Below are 25,267 nucleotides of genomic sequence, written 5' to 3'. Positions count from 1 at the left end.
AGGAGGTGCCCCTTGGCTGATCGTTCCGTAGCGTGGAAACTCACTCTCGACTCCACCGGCGTCGTCTCAGGCTCCCGCCAGGCACAACGTGCCATGCAGGACCTCGAACGCAACGGTGTCTCCAAAGCGCGAGTGGGTCTCTCGAAGCTCGAAGCCTCAGCCAAGGCACACCCTCAGGCATGGTCAGCTCTCGGCACTGCCGCTCTCGGGTTCGGCACCGCCGTGTCCATCGGGTTTGGTATGGCTGGCAAGGCCGCCATGTCCTGGGAGTCCGACTGGGCGGGTGTCACGAAGACCGTCGACGGTACACAGAAGCAGATGTCGGCGCTCGAATCCGGTCTGCGCAGCCTCGCCCGAAACGAGCTCCCCGCCTCGACCACCGAGATCGCCGCGGTCGCCGAGGCCGCCGGCCAGCTTGGCATCAAGACCGGCAACGTCCTCGCGTTCACGAAGACCATGATCAACATGGGCGAGTCGACGAACCTCTCCGCCGAAGAGGCCGCCACCTCCCTCGCCCGGTTCTCCAACATCATGGGAACCAACCAGAAGGACATCGGCCGCCTCGGCGCATCCGTCGTCGGCCTCGGCAACAACTTCGCCACCACAGAACGCGAAATCGTGGAAATGGGCATGCGCATCGCCGGCGCCGGCCGACAGGCAGGCCTCACTGAGGGTGACGTCCTCGGCCTCGCCACCGCACTCTCGTCTGTCGGCATCGACGCCGAGGCCGGCGGTACCGCGATCTCCATGGTGATGAAGAAGATCGGCAACTCCGTCGCCAACGGCGGCGACAGCGTCGAAGAATTCGCACGCCTCGCAGGCATGTCCTCCCAGGAGTTCTCCACCGCCTGGGGCGACGACGCTGCAGGAGCTCTCACCGAATTCGTCGCAGGCCTCGGCAAGGCCCAAACGTCCGGCGAAAACGTCAACAAGACACTCTCCGACCTCGGCATCACCGGCATCCGCGAATCCGACGCACTGCTGCGCCTGTCCGGAGCATCCGACGTCCTCAAAGACGCGCTCGCCACCGGCAATGAGGAATACGCGCGTGGAATCGCCCTCATGGAGGAAGCGAACAAACGCTACGACACCGCCGAGTCCCGCGTCCGCATCGCAGGAAACGCAGTCAAGGACGCCGCGATCTCGTTCGGTGACGTGTTTCTCCCCGCCGTTGCCGAAGCCGCCGACGGCGTCGCCGACTTCGCGAACTGGGTCAGCGATCTCCCCGCCCCTGTGAAGGACTTCGGTGGCAGCCTTGCGGGTCTCAGTGGTGCGGCCGCGGTCGCTGCTGGCGGTTTCCTATTGCTGGCGCCGAAGGTGTTCGACATCGTTGATGGGTTCAAGACCCTCAACATGGAGCACCCGAAACTCTCCGGCGGTCTTGTGGCAGCAGGCAAAGCGGCTGGGGTCGCCGCGGCAGCAATTGCCGGAGCACAGATCGTGTCGCGGATCTTCGGCAAGGATGCCAAAGAAGCAGCTGCGTCGTCTGACGAGCTCACAGCCGCCCTGGTGAAGCTTTCAGACAGCACTCGGACGAGTTCGAAAGAGACCATCCTCGACCCAGCCCTGTGGGACAACGCGAACACGGCCTGGGCGAAGCTGGTCAGCGGTGACAAGTTCGAGGACATCAAGGACTGGGGCGACGCACTCGAACAGGCCACGGACAAGGGCAGAAGCTTCACAGCATGGTTGGATTTCACCAACACCGGACAGCTTGACGTCGTCAACGAGCAGATCAAGAGGACGGACGAGTCGCTTTCCCAGTTGGCATCCGGAGGGTCTCTTGACACTGCTCAAGCCGGGTTCCGTGCGATCGCTGAGGAGGGCCTGGCCGCCGGAGTGGAGCTCGAGGACACGTTCGCGAAGTTCCCCGAATTCCGCGACCACCTGATCAATGTGGCCTCGGCATCCGGGCAATCAACGGACGAGGCCAATCTCCTCAAGTTAGCGATGGGCGACATCACCCCGGAGATGCTCGAAGCCGGAGGCGCCACCGAGGAGAACGCGGAGAAGCTGCAGGAACTCGGCATCAACGCGAAGACCACTGAGGACAAGATCAAGGACCTCGCGGACGAAATCCGCAACTTCGGTTCCACCGTCCTCGACGAACGATCGGCAGCACGTGAGTTCGAACAAGCTCTCGACGACGCCGATGAGGCGTTGAAGAAGAACGGTAAGACTCTCGACATCACCACTCAGAAGGGCCGCGACAACGAGGCCGCTCTGGACGGGCTCACCTCATCGGCTCGGGATTGGGCCGCTAGTATTGTCGAGTCCTCGGGGTCGGCGGAAGAAGCCCAGAAGAAGATCGACGACAAGCTCCGTCCCGCTGTCATTCGTTCCGCCCGCAACTTCGGCATGGGCAAGGACGAAGCCGAGCTCTACGCCGATTCGATCCTCAATGTTCCCGAAGACGCGAAGACCGACGTCAAGACGAACGCCGACAAGGCGACGAAGAAGACGAAGAAGACGAAGGAAGCCGTCCAGGACCTCGACGGCGACAAGGCGAACGTGTCGGTCCACGCCGACACAGACCCAGCCAAGGAAGACGTCAACGGGTTCGTGAAGTGGTTCCGGGAACACTCGACCGTCACCATGACGGTGATCCAGAACATCAAGAAGGTCTTCGACCCCAAGGTGCCTGACCAGGGCGGCAAGAAGGACAGCAAGGGCAACAACTCCCGAAACCCCATGGGACGCTACCACGGCGGCATCGACGTCAAAGGCATGGCCGCCGGCGGAGTCATGGACGTCGCCGAAATGGTCAAACCCGGACAGATCCGATTCGCCGGCGACCGCAACGACGTCGACGAAGCCTGGATCCCACTCGACGGGTCTGCACGATCGAAGAAGATCCTCTTCGAAGCAATCCGCCGCATGCCGAACCTCGCAATCGGCATGGCCAAGGGCGGCATCGCCTCCGCCCAGCGCAGCGTCGATCTCGCCTCCGACGACCTCCGCAACGCACGCCGCGCCAAGCAGGACGCACAGTCGAAGTCTGCGAAAGCCTCCGCCTCGAAACGAGTCCGAGTCGCAGAAGATGCACTCGCCTCGGCGAAGAAGAACCTCAAAGCCGTCAAGGCCGAAGCGAAGGCCGCAGAGGAAGCCGCCAAGGCCGCGAAGCAGCGGGCGAAGGAAGAACGGGAACGCCGCGTCCGCGTCGGCGAACTCCGCACCGACCTGCGCACCGACCTCCGCCGAGGCGACGTCCGCGAACAAGTCACCGGTGGACTCTCTGGCGCGTACTCCGCCGTCGACCGCCTGCAGGGCCTCGCCGACAACACAGACCTATCCAAGGGCGCTCGCCGCACTGCCGGCATTCAGGCACGCCAGTACGAGAAGTCCCTCAAGTCGCTGTACGGCACGCTGGACCGGCTCGAGAAGAAGACCGAGAAGGCACAGGACAAGCTCGACGAGCTCAAGCAGATCCAGAACTCTGTGTCGTCGTCGATCCAGGGCAAAGCGTTCGAACTGCAGTCCGGCTCCGAGCTCGTCTCCACTGGTGACGGGAACTTCCAGCAGACCTCCGGTATCGGCCACATCCGCACCTCGGCGTCGACTGCTGCGGCGAAGGTCAAGGACTTCGCATCGAAGCTCAAGCAGCTCGCGAAGAAGGGCTACTCAGGTGCGATCCTGCAGGAAGTCGCCCAGGCCGGCTCCATCGACGAAGGCCTGACCCTGGCTCAGGAGCTCCTCGCCGGCGGCGACTCCGACGTGAAGTCCCTCAACGCCTCGTACAAGGACATCGCGAAGTACTCCGACCAGGCCGGCGCCTACGTCACCGAAGGCTTCTACTCAGGTGGAGTCAACGCCGCCGCCGGACTGGTGAAGGGACTCGAATCCCAGCAGAAGACGGTCGAGAAGACGATCACGAAGATCGCCAAGGGCATGGAGAACGCCCTCAAGAAGGCGCTCGGCATCCACTCACCCTCCACCGTCATGTACGCCCGCGGAATCGACACCGTCGACGGACTCGACAACAGCCTCCTCGACGGCATCACCCGCATCCAGGACACCGCCGCGAAGCTCGGCCTCGCCGCAGTCCCACCCGTGACCGCGTTCGGCCCCATCAGCACCGACTACGCCACCGCACCGACCACCAGCTCCGCCACTGACTTCACCACACTCGACGACACCTCGGCGCTCGCCTCGTCGGGGTCGTTCGACACGGGTGCCGGTGACATGGGCGCTGCTGGTGGTTCATGGGATGACACGCTCGCGACGACTGAGGAAGCGCTCACGTCGATGCAGGCCCTCACACAGGCCGCATACCTGCAGATGACTGCGGACACGGATGCGTCTCTGCTGGCCCGGCAGGAGAACACTCTGGCCGCGATGACGGGTATGCAGGACACCATGACCACTGGTCTCTCGGCAATGGGCTTGGATCTTGCGACTCAGATGTCGACGATGGGCACCACTCAGTCGACCGCTTTGTCGGGGATGGTTTCGAACCAGGTGAAGAACCTCGAGACCATGGCCTCGGACCAGTCGAAGAATCTGAAGTCGATGAAGGACACCCAGTCTTCGGAGTGGTCGTCGATCAAGACGAACACCGGCAAGACCGTCGGCGACATGCGCACCTCGGTCGACAAGACGATGGGCAACATGGACAAGGACGCCTCCGGGCGGCTGTCCACCCTCGGCAAGACCACGGACACCGGGTTCGGAGCCATTGAGAAGGGCGGCAAGGCCAACTTCTCCGGGCTGCGTTCCGGCATCGACAAGACGATGGAGAAGGTTCCCGGCGACGTCGGCAACTCCCTCGACAGCACTGCTGATGTGCTGAACTCGTTCGCGAAGGAGATCAATAAGTCCTTCGGCTCCGTCGGTGTGAAGCTCACCGGAGTCAAGAAGCCCAAGGGCGGTTTCGCTCGAGGCGGCATCCTCCCCGGCTTCACCCCGTACTCGGCCGGTGACGACCAGCTCACCCCGATGCGCTCCGGTGAAGGCGTGTACGTCTCCGAAGCCATGCGTGACCCCTACGAAAGGGAACGCCTCCACAAGGTCAACGCGGCCGCGCTGCGCGGTGAACCGTTGCACCAGTTCCGAGACGAAGGCTACGCCGGAGGTGGCATCATCTCCGCCGGCAAGTGGTGGGAGGCGCGCGGCGCCCGCGTCGGCGAACACCCACACTGGGGCCGCGTCGGCCGGCACTCCCCGAACTCGCACCACTACAACGGCGACGCGATCGATGTGAACTACGGTCCCGGCGGGCAGAACCCCATCGAAACTCGGTTCTTCGATGCGAACGTGGCCGCGTTCAAGGCCGCATTCCCCTGGGCATTCGTCCTGTGGAAAGCAGCCGGGCACTTTGACCACCTCCACGCCGACAACCGAGGCAAGGCCGTCGGCGGTGGTGCCATGGACGAAGGAATCCTCGGCGACATCTCCTACTCCGGCGACATCGCCAAGGAACTCGAGAAGGCCGCACGCCGCAAGGGCAAGGAACTCATCGCGAAGTACTCCGAGAAGCTCGACGGGAACACCCTCACCGGGCAGCTCGGCGTCGGTGTCATGGAGAAGGTCGTCGCCGGCTCAGTCAAGCAGGCCAAGGAGTACGCGAAGACCTTCGCCGAGGGTGAAGGCGACACCGGTGGTGCCGGTGTGGAGCGGTGGCGGCCAACGGTCATCTCGGCGCTGAACTTCATGAACCAGCCGCTCTCCAACGTCAACCGCACCCTGCGCCGCATGAACCAGGAATCCGGCGGCAACCCGCGAGCGATCAACAACTGGGACTCCAACGCCCGCGCCGGCATGGCCTCACGAGGCCTCATGCAGGTCATCCCGCCCACATTCCGCGCCTATGCCCGCGCACCCTACAACAAGGACATCTGGGACCCGATGTCCAACATCGTCGCCTCAATGTCCTACGCCCTCGCACGGTACGGATCACTGGCCAAGGCCTACGACCGCCGAGGCGGATACGTCAACGGCACCAAATCGGCACGAAAGGGCGTGCACAAGGTCGGCGAGGCCGGCTGGGAATACGTCAACTTCGGCGGCGGCGAACAGGTCATCCCACACCAGCAATCCGTCAACATCGAAAACCAACTGCTCCGACCACAGCAGCAACAGACCATCGCCCTCGACGAAGCCTCAGCCAAGCTCATCACCCAGGCGACTGAGATCTCACCCGAGGCGCTCGCCTCGGCTCTGGATGGTGTGCCGGTGTCGTTGGTGGTGGATGGGAAACAGATGCAAGCACATATTTCTACGACCGTCAGCGGCATTGCTGTTGGTGCTGGGAGGGCTCACTGATGCCGATTGTTGTTGATCCGGGGTTTGCTTGGCCGCCGGAGGTGGACCCGGTGGTGTCGCCGGATGGGCGGCTGACGGCGATTGTGGATCCGGCGCATGCTGGGGTGCTTCTGCGGGCTGATTTCGATGACTCGGTCCCAGACACCCCGGCAGTGCCGGACACCATTCTGCGGCGAAATCACGTCAGCAACCCTTCGCTCGAATCCAACGGTAACGGCTGGTCTGCATACTCCTGGCCAGGAACCGGTACTCGCACTCAGGGCCAGGGCGCAGTCGGCCAGTGGTTCTTCCGCCTTTCAGCAACTGGCAGCCTCACCGGCGCGAAGGGCCGATATGTCGACCATAGCGTCGACGTGAAGGCAGGCGAGACTTGGACTGCTTCAATCCATGTCCGTCCTTCTCGCGACCTCACGATGCAGGCGCAAGGCGAGTTTCGCAGCAGCACTGGTGCCGTCGGGCCGGTCTCGCAAGCCGGCCCCGCGACGTTCTGCCCAGCTAACCAGTGGACCCGCATCCATCTGTCGATGACTGCGACCGGTGACGCGACGACGATCAGGCACCAGACGTACCTGCGTTCAGCGTCAATACTGGCTGGTGACACTCTCGATCTTGACGCTGAGATGGTCGAGCTCGGTGCTCTGTCCCCCTATTTCGATGGGGCGACTGCGGCGTCAGGCGACAAGAGGTATCGGGCAGTATCGGGAGGTTCGGAAGAGTACATTCCCGGGGCACCGTTCGTACCAGGCCATGGCTCGACGGTCGCGAAAGTGCGGTTTGAACGGCAGGACGGCAGTGTTGTCCGCTCAGGCAACCCGGCCTGGGCGCCCGGCGGGTACGCGCACGCTTACGACCACGAAGCCACACTCGGTGGCGGCACACTGTGGCGGGCCGTGCCCATTCGCTTCGACGGCACCGAAGGCACTCCGTCCGAATACGTCGGCGCAGTCATCCCTGCACTGTCTGATGGGTGGGCGTGGTTGAAACCCGTGACCGACCCGGACAAAGCCATGCTGCTGAAAGTCGAACCACCAGACCTGTCCTACGACGGCCGCGTCGACACAACCAGCATCGCCGGCGCACCCCGCCCCGCCGCGACCTGGGATGTGCTCGAAGGGTTCACCACCCAGTTGCGGTCCCTCGTGCGCGAGAAGGACGTCGAAGAACAACTCATGGCCCTGTTGGACGAAGGCCCAGTCCTCGCACAATTCCCCGCCTGCGCGGGCTTGCCGGACTTCTACTTCATCCGCGGGAAACTCGACCTCGAACACGTCCACTGGGACGGGTGGCCCTGGCGGCGCTACCAGTGGGATGTCATCCAGATCGACTGTCCTGACACCACCGACAGCCCACTACGAATCCCCGGCCTGTCGTACGACACTGTGGCCCGCGACTGGACCACCTACGACCAGCTCGCGGCCACAGTTGAGTCATACAACAAGCTGCTCGAACCATAAGCGGAGGGACTAGGTCACCGGCCGATCCTGGTCCCGTCGTCTCCCCGGCCAGCTGCGGCAGGAAGAGTCACCGGAAGATAGTTGCCCTCATCGTCGACGTAACGAGCGAACGTTGACGAACCGAGTGGCCGGAAACCGGCGGCTTCCTCATGCTCACCCAGAGCTCGGCTGACCACACCACCGACAGCCCGCATGAGCTCAGCATCTTCACCCTGCGACAGGTCCATGTCGTCTGGGTCGTTCAGCCCTTCACCCATGCTCGTGTTGAAAGCGGCCGTTGCCTCGGCATCGACTGCCTCAATCTCGACCTCGATAACGAAGCGCTTGTACTTGCCTGGCAATCGACGCTGTTGCGAGCTCATGGTTTTCTCCCGTCGTTGAAGTCCGCGTGATACCTCAATCTATCTGACTCAAAGGAGGCACCCGTGTTCCCAGTCTCCCAACGGTGGCTCGAAGCACTTTCCCTGGCTCGGTATGAACCCGTCGTGCAATGGTCACCCGACCGCGGAAACACGTGGCATGACCTGACCCTTCACGACGGGTCCATTACCGCCGCCTCCACCTCGCAAGTCCGATGGACCGCCCGCGGCCTCATCATCTCCGGCGCAGACATAGGCCGCCGAGCACTCTCCCCATACGGTGCCCGGATTCGCGTGTTCATGCGCATGCACTACGACCGCCACACCATCGAGACCGTTCCGTTGGGTGTGTACCGTGTCGAAGAAGTCTCCCAGGCCGGTCTCCGACCCGGACGCGCACAGTTGGACGGGCTCTCCCTCGAAGCGCAGGTGCAAGACGAACGGTTCCACCAACCGCGCACCCTCGCGATCGGCACCGGTCAATACTGGGCCACCACACTCATCAAAGAAGTCCTCCCCGAGGTCGGCATGTCCTGGCGGCTCGGCGACACCAACATTCCGCAGCTCGTCGAAGAACGAGACCGGTGGGGACTCATCGACGGCCGCTCCCGCGACCCCTCCATTGCCAAGTCCCTCGGCGGTCGAGTGTTCTGCGACTCCCGCGGATCTTTCGTCGCAGCTCCCGTCCCCACACTCGAGGACCCTGCAGTGTGGGAACTGGCCGCCGGCCCGGGTGGTGCCCTCGTCGAACCGCAACAAACACTGTCCCGCGACGGGGTGTACAACCAGATCGTCGCCTCCGGAGCGTCCGAGAACGGGCAACCACCCATCGGACCATCCGTCGCCTCCGACGATGACCCCGTCTCGCCGACCTATTACAAGGGGCCGTTCGGGGCGGTGCCGCTGTTCTACACGTCGAAACTCATCACCAGCCTGCAACAGTGCCAAACCACCGCACTCGGCCTCCTGGCACCGCGCCTAGGTCTGAAACAGAAGGTGTCCGTGTCGTCCCTGTTGAACTACGCGCTCGAACCCGACGACGTCATCTCCGTGACCATGCCTGACGAAACCGTGGAGAACCACATCATCGACTCCATCACCTTCCCCCTGACCGGAGGAACCATGTCCATGCAAACCCGCTCCACCACTTCGCCCGCCGGTGGGCGCATCACCATCGAAGGCGACAACGCCGACTACGGCGAAGGAACCTTCGATGAGTGAGGCAGAGAACGACCTCGCCGCTCTCGTCCGCACCGAAGTCGAACGGCAGATGAACCCGTACCAAATCATGGTCGTCGACAGTCTCCAAGAGTCGGGGACAGTGAACCTGCGGTGGGGTGAAGCGATCATCAACGACGTGTCGGCGAACCAGGCGTACAACCCTCGCGCTGAGGGGGACGTGGTCCTCGTCCTCCAACACTCGGCCGGGTGGCGAGTCATGGACAAGATCGGTGGCCCCGTCGAGGTGGAAGTCCCCGACCCTGTAGATCTGACGTTCGGCACGCCAGCACCGTCGGGCTACACGCAGGCCTCGGTTGTGTGGGTCAAAGACGGCGCAATCTACGTCCAGACCGGGGAAGGACCAGCACCCGGCCCGGAAGATCCGCCGAAAGCCTCTAGACCGAAACCCGTCTCTCTCGACACGTCCTCGCAGGCCGGTTACCGCAGCGGCCGCAAAGACGGATCTCGGGTGGCTCAGGGCGCATGGCCCTCATACCCGCACCCGTACACGTCGATCTGGACCTACGGCACCCGCATCGAATCCGCCTGCCAGGGGAAAACCGTGGACAAGATGCAGATCCGGGTAGCCCGCACCTCGAAATACCACGGCGTGTCCGGGAAAGTCCGACCCAAGCTCGCCTTGCACGACGAAACCTCCCCGCCGGCGAAGACACCAAAACTCTCCAACCGGTGGGACGGACCCGGCCTCGGCATGGGCGACAGCAAGTGGATCACCATCCCAGACTCACAAGCAGCACGCCTCGCCTCCGGCGCCTCCCGGGGTGTCGGGATCGGGGCCGGGACGGGGAAGTCGAACTATCTCATCGCCACCGCCGGCTGCGGCCAAATCAAGATCACCTTCAAGAGCTAAGGAGCTCCATCGTGCCGAACTCACCACTCGCGAAAGTCCCGTACCCATCTGGCCCGGATGCCCCTGCCGCGGCAGCGGACATGATGGGACTCGTCATGGCCATGGACCCCCGCCTCGTCCTGCCCGCCGTCGACGAAGCCGACCGCGACCAGAAATACGCCGACGCACCAGAATCCACCATGGTCGTATCCGGGCCATCGAAGAAGATCTGGGTCAAGACCGGCCCCGGCCCCCTGGACTGGTGGACCGTGTACGAACGACAGGAATACCGCACCGGGTTCACCTTCCTCACCGGGTGGGAACCGGACACGACGATCGCAATCCGCAACACGTACACCACCGAGGTGAGAATCAAAGCCCTCTACACCGGGGACATGATCACCGCGAAACCCGACTCCTCAGCCGACGCCGGAAACATCACCCCCGACATCGACGTGTGCATAGTTCCCGCACAGGTCGCAGAAACCGTCGGCGAGTTCCTCGTCGTCGGCACCTACAAAACCAACGTCACCTCCGGAGCCGCATCCCTGCGCAACGACGGCACAGTCCGCATCTACGACGCCACCACGAGCGGACGAATCCGCACCGGAGACTACTTCTGGTTCTCCGCCACCTGGAACAACTAACCGAAGGGCACAGCCATGGCATTGAACGTTTTCGGTGGAAGCCCCGCCGACGTCACCGCAGACTCAAACGGCAGCGTCATCGGCGGCGTCGCCCTCAAGGTGTACACGTCAGCCCTCGGCGGCCAACAGGTCACAGAACTCTACGACACCAACGGCGCACCCCTCGCCGGCGTCGTCGTCTCCGGCACCACAGGCGACGAAACAGGACGAGTCGCCTTCCAAGCCTCCGACCAATACCAAATCCTCTACCTCGACGCCGGCTACGGCATGCGCTGGGCCATACCCGCCCGCGAAGCATTCGCCGCCGCATCCACCGCACTATCAAAATCCACCGCCGCGCTCGCCGCAGCACAGGAGGCACAAGATATTGCAACCGTTTCAGGGGTGAAGGCGGATCTGGCGAAAGCGGAAGTGGATGCGAAGCTCGGGTTCGACATCACGAAGCTCTCACCCCGATACGTGACCACGTTGCGCACCCCGTCGAACAGGGTTCTGCAATCAGCGACCCGCGACCCCCTGACCGGGAACTACTATGCCGCGCAGGCAGGCCCGGCGAACGGATCATCCACTGACCTGCACATAACCCGGTGCGCGCCCGACGGGCGGATGCTCGACCAGTGCATCTTCGCCGGAGGCGGCCACGGCTCCACGGTGGCAATCGAGAACGACGGCCCGAACGTATGGCTGTGGTTCCGCTGGACCTACGACACCACCGGCAGCTCGTTCACGAACCGTATGGTGCGCGCCCAATACCAGCCGGGCACGACTGTCCTCCGGGATGACCCGCTGGTGTCCGAAGTCCCCGATTTCGCGGACAACACTCTCGTCGACTTCGCCATCGACCAGGCCTCCGACAGGATCTGCGAACGCGTATTCGTCTCCACCACGAGAGAACGATTCGTGCTCCGCAAACTCTCCGATTACAAGGCTGGACGTAACCAGCCCATCGCAACACTGATCACCGACGACTCCCAGACCGGCGTCAACCCCTACCAGGGGCACGTGTCCATCGACGATTACCTGTATGTGGCTCGAGGTGGTGCAGGTTTCGACGCACCGAACACGATCACCCGATACCGGTGGGACACCGGAGTGAAGACACTGATCGATGTTGACCGGACCGCGGCAATGCCGGACGGGACTTTCCCGGAAGGCTATAACGAGATCGAAGGAGTCTCACTGTGGCGCGGCCCCGGCGGCACCCCCTCGCTCCTGTTCGGCAAGGCGATCGGGTCCGCCTACTACCGACAGTCACCGATCTACGCGTTCAACCCACCAGCCGGCGACGACCTCGTCGGGGAAACCCTGCGCCGCATCGGACAGAAAGAACGCGGCTACGCTTACATCACGCCCACTGCTGCCGACACGGCCACGTCCGTGCAGGTGACGTTCGCCCGTGAGTTCGACACGGTTCCGCATATGACAGTGACACCCGACAGTAATGTTCCCGGACCGTGGGTCAAGGGTGTTTCAGTCAGCGAAGTCACCACCAAGGGCTGTCTCATCTGGCTCACCCGATACAACACGACCAGGACTGGCATCTACTGGCAGGCGGACGCATCATGACCGCCAGGATGAGGGGATGACTATGGACAGAACATCACGCGCACTCCGCGCAATCGGATCAGTAGTGTTCACACTCGCCGGGGCCTTCTACGTCCTCGCCCCGCCGAACACCACCACGAACTTCTTCGACACCCCGGCTCCGGCGGTCATGTGGGGATGGGTGTTCGCCGCAGGTGGTTTCATCTCGCTGGTTGGCACGTTCACCCGCGTCGTCCACCTCGAGCGCCTCGGCGTGCTCTTCGTCGTCGTCGCGGCAGCCATGCTCGTCGCCGGCCAATCCCTGGTCATGTTCGCTGACCCGATCACATGGACGCGGGGTGGCGGCACCCTCGTCTACTGCGGGTTCGGACTGTGGGCTTTCGAGAGATGGTGGCGGCTCGGCCGAGATGAGAGAGCAATTAACGAGATCGTAGATGCGGAGTAGGGATGGATGCAGAACTCATCAAATTCTTTCTCGGCGGTGGTGTCGCAATCCTCCTCGGCGCAGTCGGGAAGTTCATCTACGACATCATCCAAGGTCGTGTCATCAAGGAAGATTCGGCTGTCGCCCAATGGAAAGGCATCGCCGAGGCCCGACTGCAGGAAATCCGGGAGCTGAAATCGGAACTGCAATGGTACCGCGGTTTCTATCCACGGCTCTGGCACGCCTACCAGCGTCTACCGCCGGACGACAAGGAGAAGTTCCCCGTCGTCCCACCACCACCCGATCAACCCAAGAACCCTTCCGTGTGAAGGGTTCTCCTCATTCAAGGAGACAGTAATGGCCATTATGCCCGGAGCCGTGAACAAGCTCCTCGCGAACCAGGCACGACAGGGTCTGATGAAGTCCTACCAAGGCGTGTGCCTCCACACAATGGTCGGCAGTCTCGCCGGCACCGACAGCATGTTCGAGAAGGACGGCACCGTCGGCACCGAATCACACTTCGGCGTCGGCGAGCACGGCGAGATCTACCAGTGGGTCGACACCAAGTACACCGCCGACGCGAACTACCTCGGATCCGGCCACGTCATCAGCATCGAGACCGCCGACTACGGCGGCTCCTTCGGCCGCTGGAACACTGCCGGCGACAACGTGCCCTATTGGAACGCAGCTCAGATCGCCGCGATCGTGAAGATCATCGTCTGGGCCTGCACGAACCACGACATCCCCATCCAGCAGATGAAGACCGTTCGCGACCGCGGCATCGGCTATCACGCCATGGGAGTCCCGGGAAACGAACTCCCGAACTCCCTGCGAGGCACCCGTTACCAGTGGTCGAAGTACGCCGGGAAAGTCTGCCCCGGCAAGAACCGCATCTCCCAGATCCCCGAAATCGTGCGACTCGCACAAGGCGGCGCCGCCTCAAGCGACACCGCACCGGCACCGAAAAAGGAAGGCATCCTCGGCATGACCAAATACTCAGGCGGCAAAATCTACAAAGCCCTGCAAGCACTCACCCGTGGCAAATGGAAGTCGCTGTACATCGGCAAAGGATCCATGTCGATCCTCACCTGCGACGGCAGCCCCTACCTCGCCCAGGTGTACCTCACCGTCACCGGCCTGAAACCTGACGAGACCATCCAAGTCCGGTTTATCACCGCCTCCTATAAGAAGGGGACGACCACGAAGAACAACGGGTATTACGCGAAACAGGAGCAGCACGGCTCCGGCGGAGGCACCTACATCTCCCACACCCAGATCGGCAAAACCAGCAAAGGCAAAAACGGCCGCTCGAACCGGCTCCGCGTTCAGGCGTGGACCGACTCGAAGACCGCGAAAATCACCAGCATCCAGACCAAGTTCCTGAAAGGCTGACCCATGGCCACATCAATCATCCGCACCGTCGTCCCCATCATCGTCGGCGCAATCGCCAGCGCCCTCGCCACTGTCGGCTTCCAGCTCTCCGACAAAGGACAGGAGCTCATTGGCACTGTCCTCGGTGCGCTCATCGCGATCGTCTATTACGTCGCCGCACGAGCCCTCGAACAGAAGTTCCCCGCCGCCGGCGCCCTACTCGGCAAACCGTCCCGGCCCGTCTACTTCGACAAGACCCCGTTCGACACCGACACCGCCGAAGAGATCGAACCCGACGACACCGACGACATCCCACTCGACGAACTCCCCGACGCCGACAACCCCGTCGATGAAGACCTCGAGGCGCTCGCCGCGGCGGAGGTGGACAACACTCCGCCGGCTGAGGGTTACCGGCCCCGGCACTGACCTTCGCCGCCCAAAGGCCCCGCCCCCACTACCGCAGTGGGGGCGGGGCCTCGTTGCGTATTCATCTCATCCTCGTGTCGTGCACTTTCCACAAGGCAACTATGGATAATGTGGATGGATTGTTTGAGCGACAAATCAGAGGGGTAGTGTGTGATGGGTTTGGCAGAAAAGACGCTGGCTCGTATCAAACGGGCAGTCCGCGAGAATACGCCCAATCCAGAGGTTACCGAGGCTCGCAATCCGAGGGATGCTCGCACTGATGAAGTGCACGTGTACAACGCCCTGTGGGGCATCCCGCCGAAGTTGAGCGGCATGCCGAATTCGGCCTTGCAGCGGATCAATAGCTTCCTTGACCACGGCCGGGCGAAGTCGATGACGATCCTCACCTTCGATCCGAACACGGAGCCGGCGGAGACGAAGCAACGGCTGCTCGAAACGGGCCGCATCCGGCCCGAGGTAGCGTTGATCAATCTGTGGCATGACCTGCGGGGCTTGTCAGATGAAGAGCTGGCGACGTTCGACGGCACCGAAGTCGTCGAGCCGGTCCCTGCCGTCGACGGGCAGAGAGAAGAGCAGGCTCCCACACACATAGTGTTCCGCGCTGAGGACACAGGCAAGGTAATCCGGCGCCACCACTATCGGGCTGATGGGACACTCCTCGTTACCGACTTGTGCGACGCTTCAACAGGGCGCCGTGTCATCCTCCACGATCATGCGGAGACACCGCTCATCGAATGGGACCAAGCGCGGGATCTATATAACCAGTGGGTCGAACGTGTAGTGACGCCGGAACCCTCCCTGGTTATCGTCGACGACAAACGAATCGGCGAGTTCATCCACGAGATCACACCGCGCCGGTTCAAACTCGCCCTGTTCGTCCACGGAACCCACCTCAAAGACGCATCCGCCGGGAACTACGGCCAGTACTTGCCGCAACGAGCCGAGACAATGCGGAACCTCGAAAGCTTCGACCTCGTGGCCGTCCAGTCCCAGCAGCAAATCGACGCGATCGCAGCACTCGGTATCGGCGTCAAGAAGATCCGACTGCTACCGAGCGCAGTCCCAGACTCCGCCTACCCCAACCTCGACAACACAGCGCGTTCCGAGTCTGCCGGTACCGTGGTCGCGAACCTCTCGAAACTCAAACGCGTCGACCACGCAATCCTCGCACTACACCACGTCCGGCAGACAGGACATCAGGCAACCCTCACAGTCTGCGGAACCGGCCCCGAACGAGACACCCTCGCGACACTCATCAGCGAACGCAACCTCGAAGGCGCTGTCTCTCTCGCCGGACAAGTGACCAATGTGCCCGAACGCCTGGCCCGATCCTCATTCTCGACCCTCACCAGCACCACCGAAGGCCTCTCCTTAGCGGTCATCGAATCAATGGCCGCCGGCTGCATCCCCATCGCCTACGACACCAAATACGGACCCCGCGACATCATCACCCACGGAGTCAACGGATACATCGTCGACTACGGCAACCCCCACGCGCTCGCCGAACAGATCAACGAGTTCCTCAGTCTCGACGAAACCACCAAGGAGGGGATGCGCGAAGCTGCCGTTGTTCGGGCGCGGGATTTCGATTCAGAACACGCGTATGCCAGGTGGAAGGCAGCTCTTGAGGAGCCAGTGAAGTTCCACGACCCGAAGCCGTTCGAGAGCCCGAACTATGCGCGGGTGCGAACACTCGCGATCACTCCGGGGAAAGACGCCGTCCAACTCGCTATTGTGTTCGCCGATGAGGAGAAGATCGACAACAAAAACTTGCGCCTCATCCTCAAAGATCGGGCCAGCAACTACTTCGCTCAAGCGTTCAGCACACCGGACGGCTGGCAGCGCGCAGACGGCCGCACCGTGTACAACTTCACCATTCCCTACGCGGTGTTCTCACAGTCTGCGGGACGGAAGTTCGATGTGCATGTTCGCAAGATCGGCGCCGCGTGGGACGCGAAGGCACGATTGAAGCTTCCTTCCGCGATCGACATCATCGAAGCGAATGGACTGAGCTGGTTCCGTACCGAGTATGGGAACTTCAGTGTCAAGGTGCTCGACGCCGCACAGGGAGACGAGAAGTGAGACTAAACTACCCACGGTGGCGGTCGACGAGACATGCAAGTCGTGGCGCGCAGAGAGGGCGTAAGACTTGACGGACGAAATCGAACCTTCCGATATCGGAAAAGGTTCTCTGTGGCCTACCCGCATCCTATGGACCGGCATCGGTGCGTTCGGGATCTCAGCGGTGAACGCCGGAGCGATGGTGATCTTCGGCTGGAACATGGCCTCGATAGCCACCGCCGTCGATATCGTCACATCGATGGGGCTCCTGGCAACGGCTGCGTGGGCGGGCACAGTTGGTGTGGAAACGATGAAAGCCAGCAAGGCTTCAAGCCAAGCCGCAATAACCGCCAACAGACAGGCCGCGAACGACTCCCACGAAGCTAATCGACCATACGTAGATGCCTTGATTGTCCCTGGACTGGCTGGGCCAACGTCGTTCGATCTGCTGATTCGGAACTCGGGCAAGACAGCAGCACGAGGGGTTCGTCTGTGGTGCAATGCAAAGGTGGATCGAGACGACCTGGTTACGAGGTCCATTCGCGAAATGTTCGATACCCCACGAACGATCGGACCGGGGGTTTCGTTGCGGTCGATTTGGCAGGTCGGGCGAGAAGACGCCTTCGAGGAAGCCTACGACGGTGATGGTGAACCTATTGAGGGAACAATGGGTATGCCGGACGAAGCTGAGGTAGGCATCACCTATAAGTCAAATGCCGGAGAAGAAACATATAGCGAGACAATGGACGTGAAGTGTTTCCACTCCGGGTTGTGGCCCGTGCCTGATCAGGGGTCGGAACCCCTTCGAAAGAATGGAGCGACCGAGATGAGACATCTGCATTCAACACTGCGAGCAATCGCCCGTCACGTAGGCGAGATCAACAGGTAGCCATTCCTCACAGCACCGAACACAATAGAGCATATGTTCGATGACTATGGCACTGCTACCTGGCGGTACTGGCAGAAGATTCGCAACGACGCCGGTGCCCGCGGTTCCTTCCGGGACCAGCCGCCGCTGAGGGTGCGTGCGCGGACCGTGTTTGAGAGTGACGGTGAAGTGTGGATCGACGGGACTGCGACGCGACTCGGGTTCGATGGCGCGATCTTCGTCGAGTCTAAGGACCGTCGAGTCCAGACGATCGGGGTGTGGTTGCTGCCGGACGATGTGTGGTGGGAGGGGAAGCCAGGCTAGTCCAGCTCTATTCGAATTTCTTGTTGGGCTTGTATTCGAAGACGGATTGTCCGTCGCGGTAGGCGGGCTCATTGCGGTCTTCCTGCTCTTTGCGTTCGTCGATGCGCGACCATCGCATGCCGACTCGGACACCGGCGCCGATGACGAAGATGAGAATGACTAGGCTCAGCGCCTAGATGATGAGCGTCGCTATTGCTGATCCCATTGTGTTCTCCTGTGGTGTGGTGCGGGCATGATCGGATCATAGGTCTTTCCGCGGTGCTAGAGCGTGAGACTACGTGGTTAGTTGCAGGTTCGTTATTCAGCCGGGGGAGTCGCCTGTGGGCACGCTGTGGGCACAATTTGGGCACAACTGGGAATGGCTAGACCACTCTCCGGTGTTGCCAAGCCCCGAGAATCCGCCGATCGCGCGCCGAGCTCGGCGTTCAATCGGGTTCAAATCCCACCGGCTCCGCGTTAGGCAGAACCCCTGCGATCTGGATCAGGTCGCAGGGGTTCTGCGTTTCTGTTCGTCTCGAATTACGTTTGATGTAGTGAAAGTTCACTTGTCCGGGTTACTGTGGTCCGCGTCCTACCGCCACCGGAGCTCACCAGCAGAGCTGCCGCTCCGGCGACTTCTGAGGAGAACTCCCATCGCCATGCCCCTGATCCGCAGGACAGCTTTGTCCGCTGCCGCCGCTTCTCTTGCCCTGACCTTAGCCGCTTGCTCGTCCGGAGATGACACAGAGGAGCAGAACGCCGAGGGCACCGAAACCCAAGGTGCCGCGCAGGAGTCCGGTGAGGCCGCAGGTTCGAAGGGTGAATCCGGATCCGCCGAGGCGGCCGGCCTCGACCCGAATGATCTCCCCGATCCTGTCGCCTCCCAGGAGATTCCCGCCGCCGTTGACGGCGACGAGAAAGCGACGATGACTGTCGAGCTGTTTCCTCTGAAACGTCAGGGCGAAACTGTCGTGGCGCAGTTCGCGTTCACCGTGAACTCGGAGAAGACCGACGAGGATGACGACGGCGACGATCTCTACGGCTATCTTGGTGGGAGCTGGGCGCCGTTCCTTGTGGACTCGCAGAACCTGCGCAAGCACAATGTGTTGGATAAGTTCCCGCAGCGAGCGCAGACGAATGTCCAACAGACGAAGTTCAAACCCGGCCAGACCCACTACGCCTTCGCCGTCTTCGCGGCCCCGCCGCCGGATGTCGACGAGGTCGAGGTCTCGGTCGTCGACGGTATGAACCTCGCCACCGGAGTGAAGATCTCGTGAAGCCGGCAGCCGTCGGTCCTGCAGCGGTGATTCTGGCTGCCGGCATTGTCGTCGCGGGCCCTCCCGCATTCGCGTTCGCAGACTCAGTGACTTCGCATGACATCGCCAACCGAAATGCCCCGACGCCGGATGACTTCACCGGTCCCGACCAGTCGCAGATCGACAACAGCATCGTCGAACTCGAACCGGAAATCTATGATTTGGACAAAGGCATCGAGGATGTCGAAACGACGAAAGCCAGTGGCGGCGATACCGTGGTCACGCTCGACACCGATATCCTCTTCGACTTCGACTCGTCCGAACTGAGCGACACGGCGAAGAAGAAGATCAAGGAGCTCGTCAAGGATCTGCCGACCGATTCCGAGATCACGGTCGGCGGGCATACGGATTCCAAGGGCGCAGACGACTACAACAAGAAGCTCTCCGAAGACCGGGCGAAGGCCGTCGCCGAGGTGCTCACCTCGGAGAACTCCGACCTTGACGTGGCGGCAAAGGGCTTCGGCGAGTCCGAGCCCGTCGAGTCGAATGAGAAGAACGGCAAAGACGACCCCGAGGGCCGGGCGAAGAACCGTCGCGTCGAAATCCGCTACGAAGACTGAGCCTGATCTTGGGCTGTTCGGGAAGAGCGGCTGAGACCATTGACGAACCTGACAGCACTGCATAGCGTCTCTTTCAATAGATGGTCATACATGAGGCAACTTCGGTGACGTCGGCCCTGATCCGGCGGCGAAGCAGCCGGTTCGGGGACCAACGGAGGGCAACCGATTGAAGACAGTCATCATCGGAGGCGGCGTGGTCGGGCTGACCAGCGCCTACGAACTAGCGCTGAGCGGACACGACGTCACCGTCATCGAGGCTGCCCGATGCGGTGCGGGTGCCTCCCACGGAAATGCCGCAAAGATCGCTATCGCCGAGAGCACCCCGGTGCCTGCCCCAGGGGTGCTGCTTCAGGGGATCCGATGGATGCTCAAGCCCGACAGCCCACTATCGATCAAGCCGTCCCTTGCGCCCGGCTATCTCAAATTCCTTTTGCAGATGGCCAGGCACTGCAACGCACGTGACTTCGAAGCCGGACTCGACCTCCACCTGCGCCTCGGCGAGGATGCGAACGATCTCTTCGATGAGTACCAGGCTCAAGGCATCGACTTCGAGATGCACGACCGCGGTGTGCTGCTGGCTTTCGAGACTCGGGAACGCTTCGACGAGCACTGTGCGAGCCTGCCCGCTTTCGAGGCCGCGGGCCACCGGCCGCGGCGACTGCATGATGACGAAGTCCGCGAGGCCGAACCGGCTCTCAGCGATCGAATCCGCCACGGTCTGTCCTTCTCGGCTGACCGACAGATCGAACCCGATTCTCTGACAGCGGGCCTCCTCGCGAAACTCTCTGATCTCGGCGTAGTCGTGCGAGAAGACACTCGGGTCGGACGCTTCGTTCGCTCCGGCGACGCTGTGACCGCAGTTGTCACCTCCGACGCGGAGGTCATCAAGGCCGATGCACTTGTCATCTCGGCCGGTGTCCCGTCCGGCGTGTTGGCCGGGCAACTCGGTCAGAAGATCCCGATCTACTCGGGCAAGGGCTACAGCATTGACTACTCACCCGCTCCGATTCAGCTGCGCACATCCCTGACCCTCGAAGATGCTCGCGTCGCCCTCACTCCGCTGAACGGCATGCTCAGGCTCGCGGGCACGATGGAGTTCGGCAGCACGGACGACGACGTCAACGAGGTCCGCGTCGGTGCGATCCGCCGCGCGGCTCAGGAAGCATTCCGTGATTGGGGCGACGGTCAGGGAGAACTGGCTCCATGGGCTGGGTCGCGCCCCATGACTCCTGACGGCCTTCCCGTCATCGGGCGCCTGGACTCCGTGAAGAACGCCTACATCAACTCCGGACATTCGATGCTCGGTCTGACATTGGCACCGGGATCTGCTCGGCTGCTATCCGGACTCATGACTGGTGGAAGCTCGACGCTGCCCGGTGAGCAGCTCGCTCGTGTGTCCCCGAATCGTTTCTGAACGATTTACGTCAACGCCGCACGGACCCGAACGGACGAGGATGGGCTCATGACCACACAGCAAGTCGCCGGCAGCGAAGTCGTGGGCTGAGGCCCGCCCGAGCAGAGACGAGGGAACGTGAAGAACAGACAGCTCATCCAGGCCGTCGATGTTCACGCGGCCGGCGAACCCGGCCGAGTGCTCATCGGCTCGGGACTGAGGGTCAAAGGTGCCACGATGGCCGAAAAGCTCCGATACTGCGAAGAGCACCTCGACGACTTCCGGAACCTCATCCTCCACGAACCCCGCGGCTATCCCGGCCTGTGCTCGCCGATCGTCGTGCCTGCGACGGATCCGAGCTGCGATTTCGGAATGATCGTGATGGAGCAGGGCGGGTTCAAGCCGATGTCCGGATCGAACCTCATCTGTACCGTCACGGCGCTGATCGAGACGGGGTCCGTCGACGTCAGCGAACCGGTCACCGAGCTGCGGGTCGACACCGCCGCGGGTGTCGTCACGGTCCGCGCCGAGGTGGAGGCCGGCCGAGCGCAATCGGTGACCTTCGACAATGTCCCGGCTTTCGTCCACGGACTCGACCTGCCTCTCGAGGTGCCGGGGTACGGGACGATTCCCGTCGACATCGTCTTCGGCGGTCAGTTCTACGTACAGACTGCGGCGGACAACCTCGGCGTGGATCTTGATCCTGGCAATGCCAAGGAGATCATCAGGGCTGCCAGCGTACTGCGGCAGGCGGCGAACGAGACCTTCGAGGTGAGGCATCCTCTCATCCCTGAAATCGATTCGATCGGTCTGCCGCTGATCCACGGACCCGCCCGAACAGAGGGCACTGACGGACGCAACGCGGTCGTTCTGCCCAACGGCAACGTCGACCTCGGCGATCCGGGTTCGTGGACCGGGACTTTCGACCGCTCACCGTGCGGCACCGGTACGTGTGGTCGAGTGGCGGCCACGCACGCCCGCGGCGAACTGCGCGTCGGTCAGCGATTCGTCCACGAATCGATGATGGGGACGACCTTCACTGCCGTGGTGAAGGAAGAGACCGAGATCTGCGGACTGCCGGCCGTGATCCCCTCGATCACCGGGCGTGGATGAATCACCGGATTCCAGCAGCTCGTCCTCGAGGCCGATGATCCGTTTCAGGTCGGCTTCACCGTCGGCGACATCTGGAGCGGCGGTACGAGCGCAGCGGAACCAGGAGTCGACAACTGAGAAGCGGATATGGCGGGGCAGGATCGAAGACTGTTCGAGCGATAGTCTGCTGATCAAGGGCAATGGTCGAAGCCGACACGATTCGCTGCACACGAGGAGCGCACAATGACGAACGAACCCGACCGCATCTCTTTCGATGATCTTGTCTCGGCGATCGAAGCCAAGCTCACCGCCGCAGGAGCGTCCTCGGCGGTTGCGCAAGTGCTGGCGACCAACTGTGCCACTTGTGAGCGCGACGGCACTCTCAGCCACGGAGTCTTTCGCGTGGCCGGATACCTCGATTCGCTGACCCGGGGTTGGGCAGATGGGACAGCAGAAACGAGCATCGACGTCGTCGGCTCTTCCTATATCCGCATCGACGGTCACAACGGTTTCGCCCAACCCGCACTCGCCGAGGCGGGGCCGACGATCGACCAAGCGCTCGACGACACCGGTGTAGCCGTCATCGCCCTGCGCAACACCCACCACTTCAGCGCCCTGTGGCCCGACCTCGAGGCCTTTGCGCGCGACGGTCGGGTGGCGATGGGGATGATTGCCAGCGGTAAGCTCGCCGTCGTCCCCGAGGGAGCCACCCGTCCGGTCTTCAGTACCAATCCGTTCGGCTTCGCCACGCCCGTGGCTGGCGCGGACCCGATCGTCTTCGACTTCTCCACGTCGTCGATGTCCCATGGGGACCTGCAGCTGCTGCGGGCAGAAGGTCAGGACGTTCCGGTCGGGGCCGGGGTCGACTCGACCGGCGCGGACACCACGGATCCGAACGCCATACTCGACGGCGGCGGCATCCGCCCCATCGGCGGGCACAAGGGTGCGCTGCTGTCGTTCATGATCGAAACGCTCGCGGCAGGGCTGACCGGCGGCGCCTTCACCTACGAGATCGACGCCGAAGCTCCCGAGGGCGCCCACACCTTCCGGACCGGTCAGCTCTTCATCGTCATCGACCCCGAACGCGGCGGCAACGATGCCTTTCTGAGCCGCGTCCGCGAATTCGTCGACATGCTCCGCGACGCAGGCATGGATCGTCAGCCCGGTGATCGTCGCTATGCCAATCGCGCCGAGGCGGCCGAACGCGGAATCCCCATCACCGAGACGATTCGCTCCCTGTTCGACTGAATTGCTGTCGACCGACCGAAGCCTGCTCTGTCCCGGACGGCATACGACCCCGATGGAGGGAGTCGTCGACTCCGTCGAGTACGGTCCTCAGCCGTACATCCGCCACCACAGCAGCGCCACGTGCAGTGCCGTGCGTGACTCCGCATCGTCGAGTGAGACGCCGAGGCGGTCTTGCAAACGACTGATCCGTGAGTAGAGCGCGGGTCGGGACAGGTGCCCGGCCCGCGCCATCGCGGACTTGTTGCCGCCATGGGAGAGATAGAGCTCGAGGAAGTCGAGCAGTCCGTCGTCTGCGGCGTACGCGGTCGACGGCAGAACGTCGTCTCCCCGCCGGTCATCGCGCGTCGGTTCGCCGAGCAGCGGCCCCAGCTCTCCCTCGGCGAAGGCGCGCAGCCGCGAGTCCTCGGCCAGCAGAGACAGCAGCCCGCGGATGCGCACGTCCGAGGAGCGGTAGAACGCACGCTCACGCACATCGAGCGTCGACGCGACCTCGGCGACGTGAGAAGCCGCTTCGAGACCGGCGACAGCGCGAAGCAGAGAAGTGCTGCCTCGGCCGACCCCGACCACCCAGCTCGCAGCAAGCCCCTCGAGCTCGGCGAGAAGGCGGTTGAGGCGGTCGTCGGCCTCCGCAGTACCGCGCGGACTCGGCTGCGATCGTCGGTTTCTGCCGCGACCGGGCCCCAGAACGAACCCGAAAACACCCGACTGCAGGCTCGTCATGAGCAGACACAGATTGAGGCGCGAGGCGGCAGAGGCGATCTCCTGCGTCAGGCCGCGCTCCTGCAGCTGCACCCGAGTCGGATCGGTGTCGGACTCCCGGTCGATGCGGACGACGACCGGGGTGAGTTCGACGCCGTCGGCGGGAGTGAAACCCAGGGAACGAGCGCGCTCCAGCGCCGACCGTTCGTCGAGACCCTCCGAGCCCGTGATCTCGCGGATCAGCCCGCTTTGGGCCTGCAGCAGCAGATCCTGTTCGTCCCGATCGGCCATGCGGGTCAGCGTCAGTGCCTCTCCGGCCCGTTCGATGATCTGATCGAGGGCCGCCGTCGACTCGGCCGGCCGGGGCACGACGAGCCGCCCCCACCGGCGTGCCCGCATCCCGACCGGCGTCTGCCGCCAATCCGCCGCGGCCTCCACCCCGGGCTCGGTGCTCGCCCCGGTGACGAGGCCCGCCCACTTCTGTGCCAGCGTCGCCGACCCTCGCCCCGCATGAGCGAGCACCCGGTGGGCGACGTCCTCGAGTATCACCGGAGTCCCCAGCAGCTCGGCCGTGCGGTCGACGATCGTCTGCGCTCCGGCCCGATACAGGCTCAGCTGCGTGTAGGTCTCGTGGATCTCCCGAGCATGCTCGAGCTGCGAGATCTGCTGCGCGAGGAGACGTCGATGGGCGAACTCCGTGATCTTCACGAACTTGACCCGGTGCGGGAGCACCACGACGGGCAGATCCCTCGCCGAGGCGGCCTCCCGCACGATCGCGCTCGCCGCCTCGTCGAAGGCCGAGTCCTCGTCGACGAGTTCGATGATCGTGCCCGCCGCTGCCGCCCGCTCGAGCTGGTCGAGGAACTCGGACATCGCCTCGGGGCGGTGGCGAAAGGCCGTGGCCGTGGTGAGCACGAGCTCCCCGCCTTCGAGGAACAGTTCGACGTGTTCGGAATCGGCGATGTGGACCCAGCGGATCGCCCGATCGAGACGTGCGTCGCCGGCGATCACCTGCGGGCCGGCGACGCTGATCTCCTCGAACTCGAGCAGACCGGCGATGCTCAGAGACGGCCCATCCGAATCCATCGCAGTATCCATTGACACAGTGTAAAGCCGGAGTGGAACATTCTGACACTTTGACACTGTTGGGATCGGCGGTGCCGACCGAG

General features: G+C 63.0%; 20 protein-coding genes. 18 read left to right on the top strand and 2 right to left on the bottom strand.

All coding sequences use genetic code 11. The annotated features are described in order from the left end of the window. The first annotated feature begins 12 nt into the window (after positions 1–12). Both GUY30_RS15490 and GUY30_RS15485 read left to right on the top strand, forming a co-directional pair. Entirely contained in the window at positions 13–6,261 is a 6,249-nt protein-coding gene (locus GUY30_RS15490; protein ID WP_167199490.1) for a phage tail tape measure protein, read from the top strand. A 524-nt stretch (positions 6,262–6,785) separates the two neighbouring features. Continuing rightward, positions 6,786–7,715 carry a hypothetical protein gene (locus tag GUY30_RS15485; protein ID WP_167199487.1) on the top strand — a complete coding sequence of 310 codons (930 nt, stop codon included), beginning with the start codon at positions 6,786–6,788 and terminating at the stop codon, positions 7,713–7,715. Between the two features lie 14 nt (positions 7,716–7,729). On the opposite strand, the gene GUY30_RS15480 is transcribed toward GUY30_RS15485, so the two are convergent. Further along, positions 7,730–8,077, bottom strand: a complete 348-nt coding sequence (locus GUY30_RS15480; RefSeq protein WP_167199484.1) for a hypothetical protein — start codon at positions 8,075–8,077, stop codon at positions 7,730–7,732. Between the two features lie 63 nt (positions 8,078–8,140). Between GUY30_RS15480 and GUY30_RS15475 the strand changes: the two genes are divergently transcribed. The 16 genes from GUY30_RS15475 (at position 8,141) to GUY30_RS15400 (ending at position 23,399) form a co-directional block, all read left to right on the top strand. Then, a complete protein-coding gene (locus GUY30_RS15475; protein ID WP_167199481.1) occupies positions 8,141–9,295 on the top strand; it encodes a DUF5047 domain-containing protein in 1,155 nt (384 codons plus the stop codon). Beyond that, positions 9,288–10,166 (top strand): hypothetical protein, encoded by an 879-nt coding sequence (locus GUY30_RS15470; protein WP_167199478.1) that lies wholly within the window; start codon positions 9,288–9,290, stop codon positions 10,164–10,166. The genes GUY30_RS15475 and GUY30_RS15470 overlap by 8 nt, the downstream gene beginning before the upstream one ends. Before the next feature lie 11 nt (positions 10,167–10,177). Next, positions 10,178–10,792 (top strand): hypothetical protein, encoded by a 615-nt coding sequence (locus tag GUY30_RS15465; protein ID WP_167199475.1) that lies wholly within the window; start codon positions 10,178–10,180, stop codon positions 10,790–10,792. Between the two features lie 15 nt (positions 10,793–10,807). Next, positions 10,808–12,358 (top strand): phage baseplate protein, encoded by a 1,551-nt coding sequence (locus tag GUY30_RS15460; protein ID WP_167199472.1) that lies wholly within the window; start codon positions 10,808–10,810, stop codon positions 12,356–12,358. 64 nt (positions 12,359–12,422) lie between these two features. Further along, positions 12,423–12,782, top strand: coding sequence for a hypothetical protein (locus GUY30_RS15455; protein ID WP_167199470.1), 360 nt, complete (start codon positions 12,423–12,425; stop codon positions 12,780–12,782). A 2-nt stretch (positions 12,783–12,784) separates the two neighbouring features. After that, entirely contained in the window at positions 12,785–13,090 is a 306-nt protein-coding gene (locus GUY30_RS15450) for a hypothetical protein (protein ID WP_167199467.1), read from the top strand. Positions 13,091–13,118: 28 nt separating this feature from the next. Next, positions 13,119–14,153 carry a peptidoglycan recognition protein family protein gene (locus GUY30_RS15445; protein ID WP_167199464.1) on the top strand — a complete coding sequence of 345 codons (1,035 nt, stop codon included), beginning with the start codon at positions 13,119–13,121 and terminating at the stop codon, positions 14,151–14,153. A 3-nt stretch (positions 14,154–14,156) separates the two neighbouring features. After that, positions 14,157–14,558 carry a hypothetical protein gene (locus tag GUY30_RS15440; protein ID WP_167199460.1) on the top strand — a complete coding sequence of 134 codons (402 nt, stop codon included), beginning with the start codon at positions 14,157–14,159 and terminating at the stop codon, positions 14,556–14,558. 153 nt (positions 14,559–14,711) lie between these two features. Continuing rightward, positions 14,712–16,640: a glycosyltransferase gene (locus tag GUY30_RS15435; protein ID WP_167199457.1), complete on the top strand. Its 1,929-nt coding sequence runs from the start codon at positions 14,712–14,714 to the stop codon at positions 16,638–16,640. 67 nt (positions 16,641–16,707) lie between these two features. Continuing rightward, complete coding sequence (locus GUY30_RS15430) at positions 16,708–17,508, top strand: DUF8453 domain-containing protein (RefSeq protein ID WP_167199454.1); 801 nt, start codon at positions 16,708–16,710, stop codon at positions 17,506–17,508. A 33-nt stretch (positions 17,509–17,541) separates the two neighbouring features. Next, positions 17,542–17,811 carry a hypothetical protein gene (locus GUY30_RS15425; RefSeq protein WP_167199451.1) on the top strand — a complete coding sequence of 90 codons (270 nt, stop codon included), beginning with the start codon at positions 17,542–17,544 and terminating at the stop codon, positions 17,809–17,811. A 638-nt stretch (positions 17,812–18,449) separates the two neighbouring features. Then, positions 18,450–19,067, top strand: a complete 618-nt coding sequence (locus tag GUY30_RS15420) for a hypothetical protein (RefSeq protein WP_167199448.1) — start codon at positions 18,450–18,452, stop codon at positions 19,065–19,067. An 86-nt stretch (positions 19,068–19,153) separates the two neighbouring features. Continuing rightward, positions 19,154–19,666, top strand: coding sequence for an OmpA family protein (locus GUY30_RS15415; protein WP_167199445.1), 513 nt, complete (start codon positions 19,154–19,156; stop codon positions 19,664–19,666). Between the two features lie 166 nt (positions 19,667–19,832). Then, positions 19,833–21,080, top strand: a complete 1,248-nt coding sequence (locus tag GUY30_RS15410; protein ID WP_167199442.1) for an FAD-dependent oxidoreductase — start codon at positions 19,833–19,835, stop codon at positions 21,078–21,080. Between the two features lie 117 nt (positions 21,081–21,197). After that, the gene (locus tag GUY30_RS15405; protein ID WP_208091438.1) at positions 21,198–22,172 is read left to right on the top strand and encodes a proline racemase family protein; all 975 of its coding nucleotides are present in this window, start codon (positions 21,198–21,200) and stop codon (positions 22,170–22,172) included. Positions 22,173–22,394: 222 nt separating this feature from the next. Then, positions 22,395–23,399 carry an Ldh family oxidoreductase gene (locus GUY30_RS15400; protein WP_167199439.1) on the top strand — a complete coding sequence of 335 codons (1,005 nt, stop codon included), beginning with the start codon at positions 22,395–22,397 and terminating at the stop codon, positions 23,397–23,399. Between the two features lie 87 nt (positions 23,400–23,486). Here the strand turns inward: GUY30_RS15400 and GUY30_RS15395 are convergent, their stop codons facing one another. Beyond that, positions 23,487–25,196 carry a PucR family transcriptional regulator gene (locus GUY30_RS15395; protein WP_167199436.1) on the bottom strand — a complete coding sequence of 570 codons (1,710 nt, stop codon included), beginning with the start codon at positions 25,194–25,196 and terminating at the stop codon, positions 23,487–23,489. Between the last annotated feature and the right edge of the window lie 71 nt (positions 25,197–25,267).

Source organism: Brevibacterium pigmentatum (genome assembly GCF_011617465.1).
GTDB classification, from domain to species: domain Bacteria; phylum Actinomycetota; class Actinomycetes; order Actinomycetales; family Brevibacteriaceae; genus Brevibacterium; species Brevibacterium pigmentatum.
The sequence above is the reverse complement of the archived record's forward strand: the minus strand, read 5'-3'. Positions and strand labels throughout refer to the sequence as shown.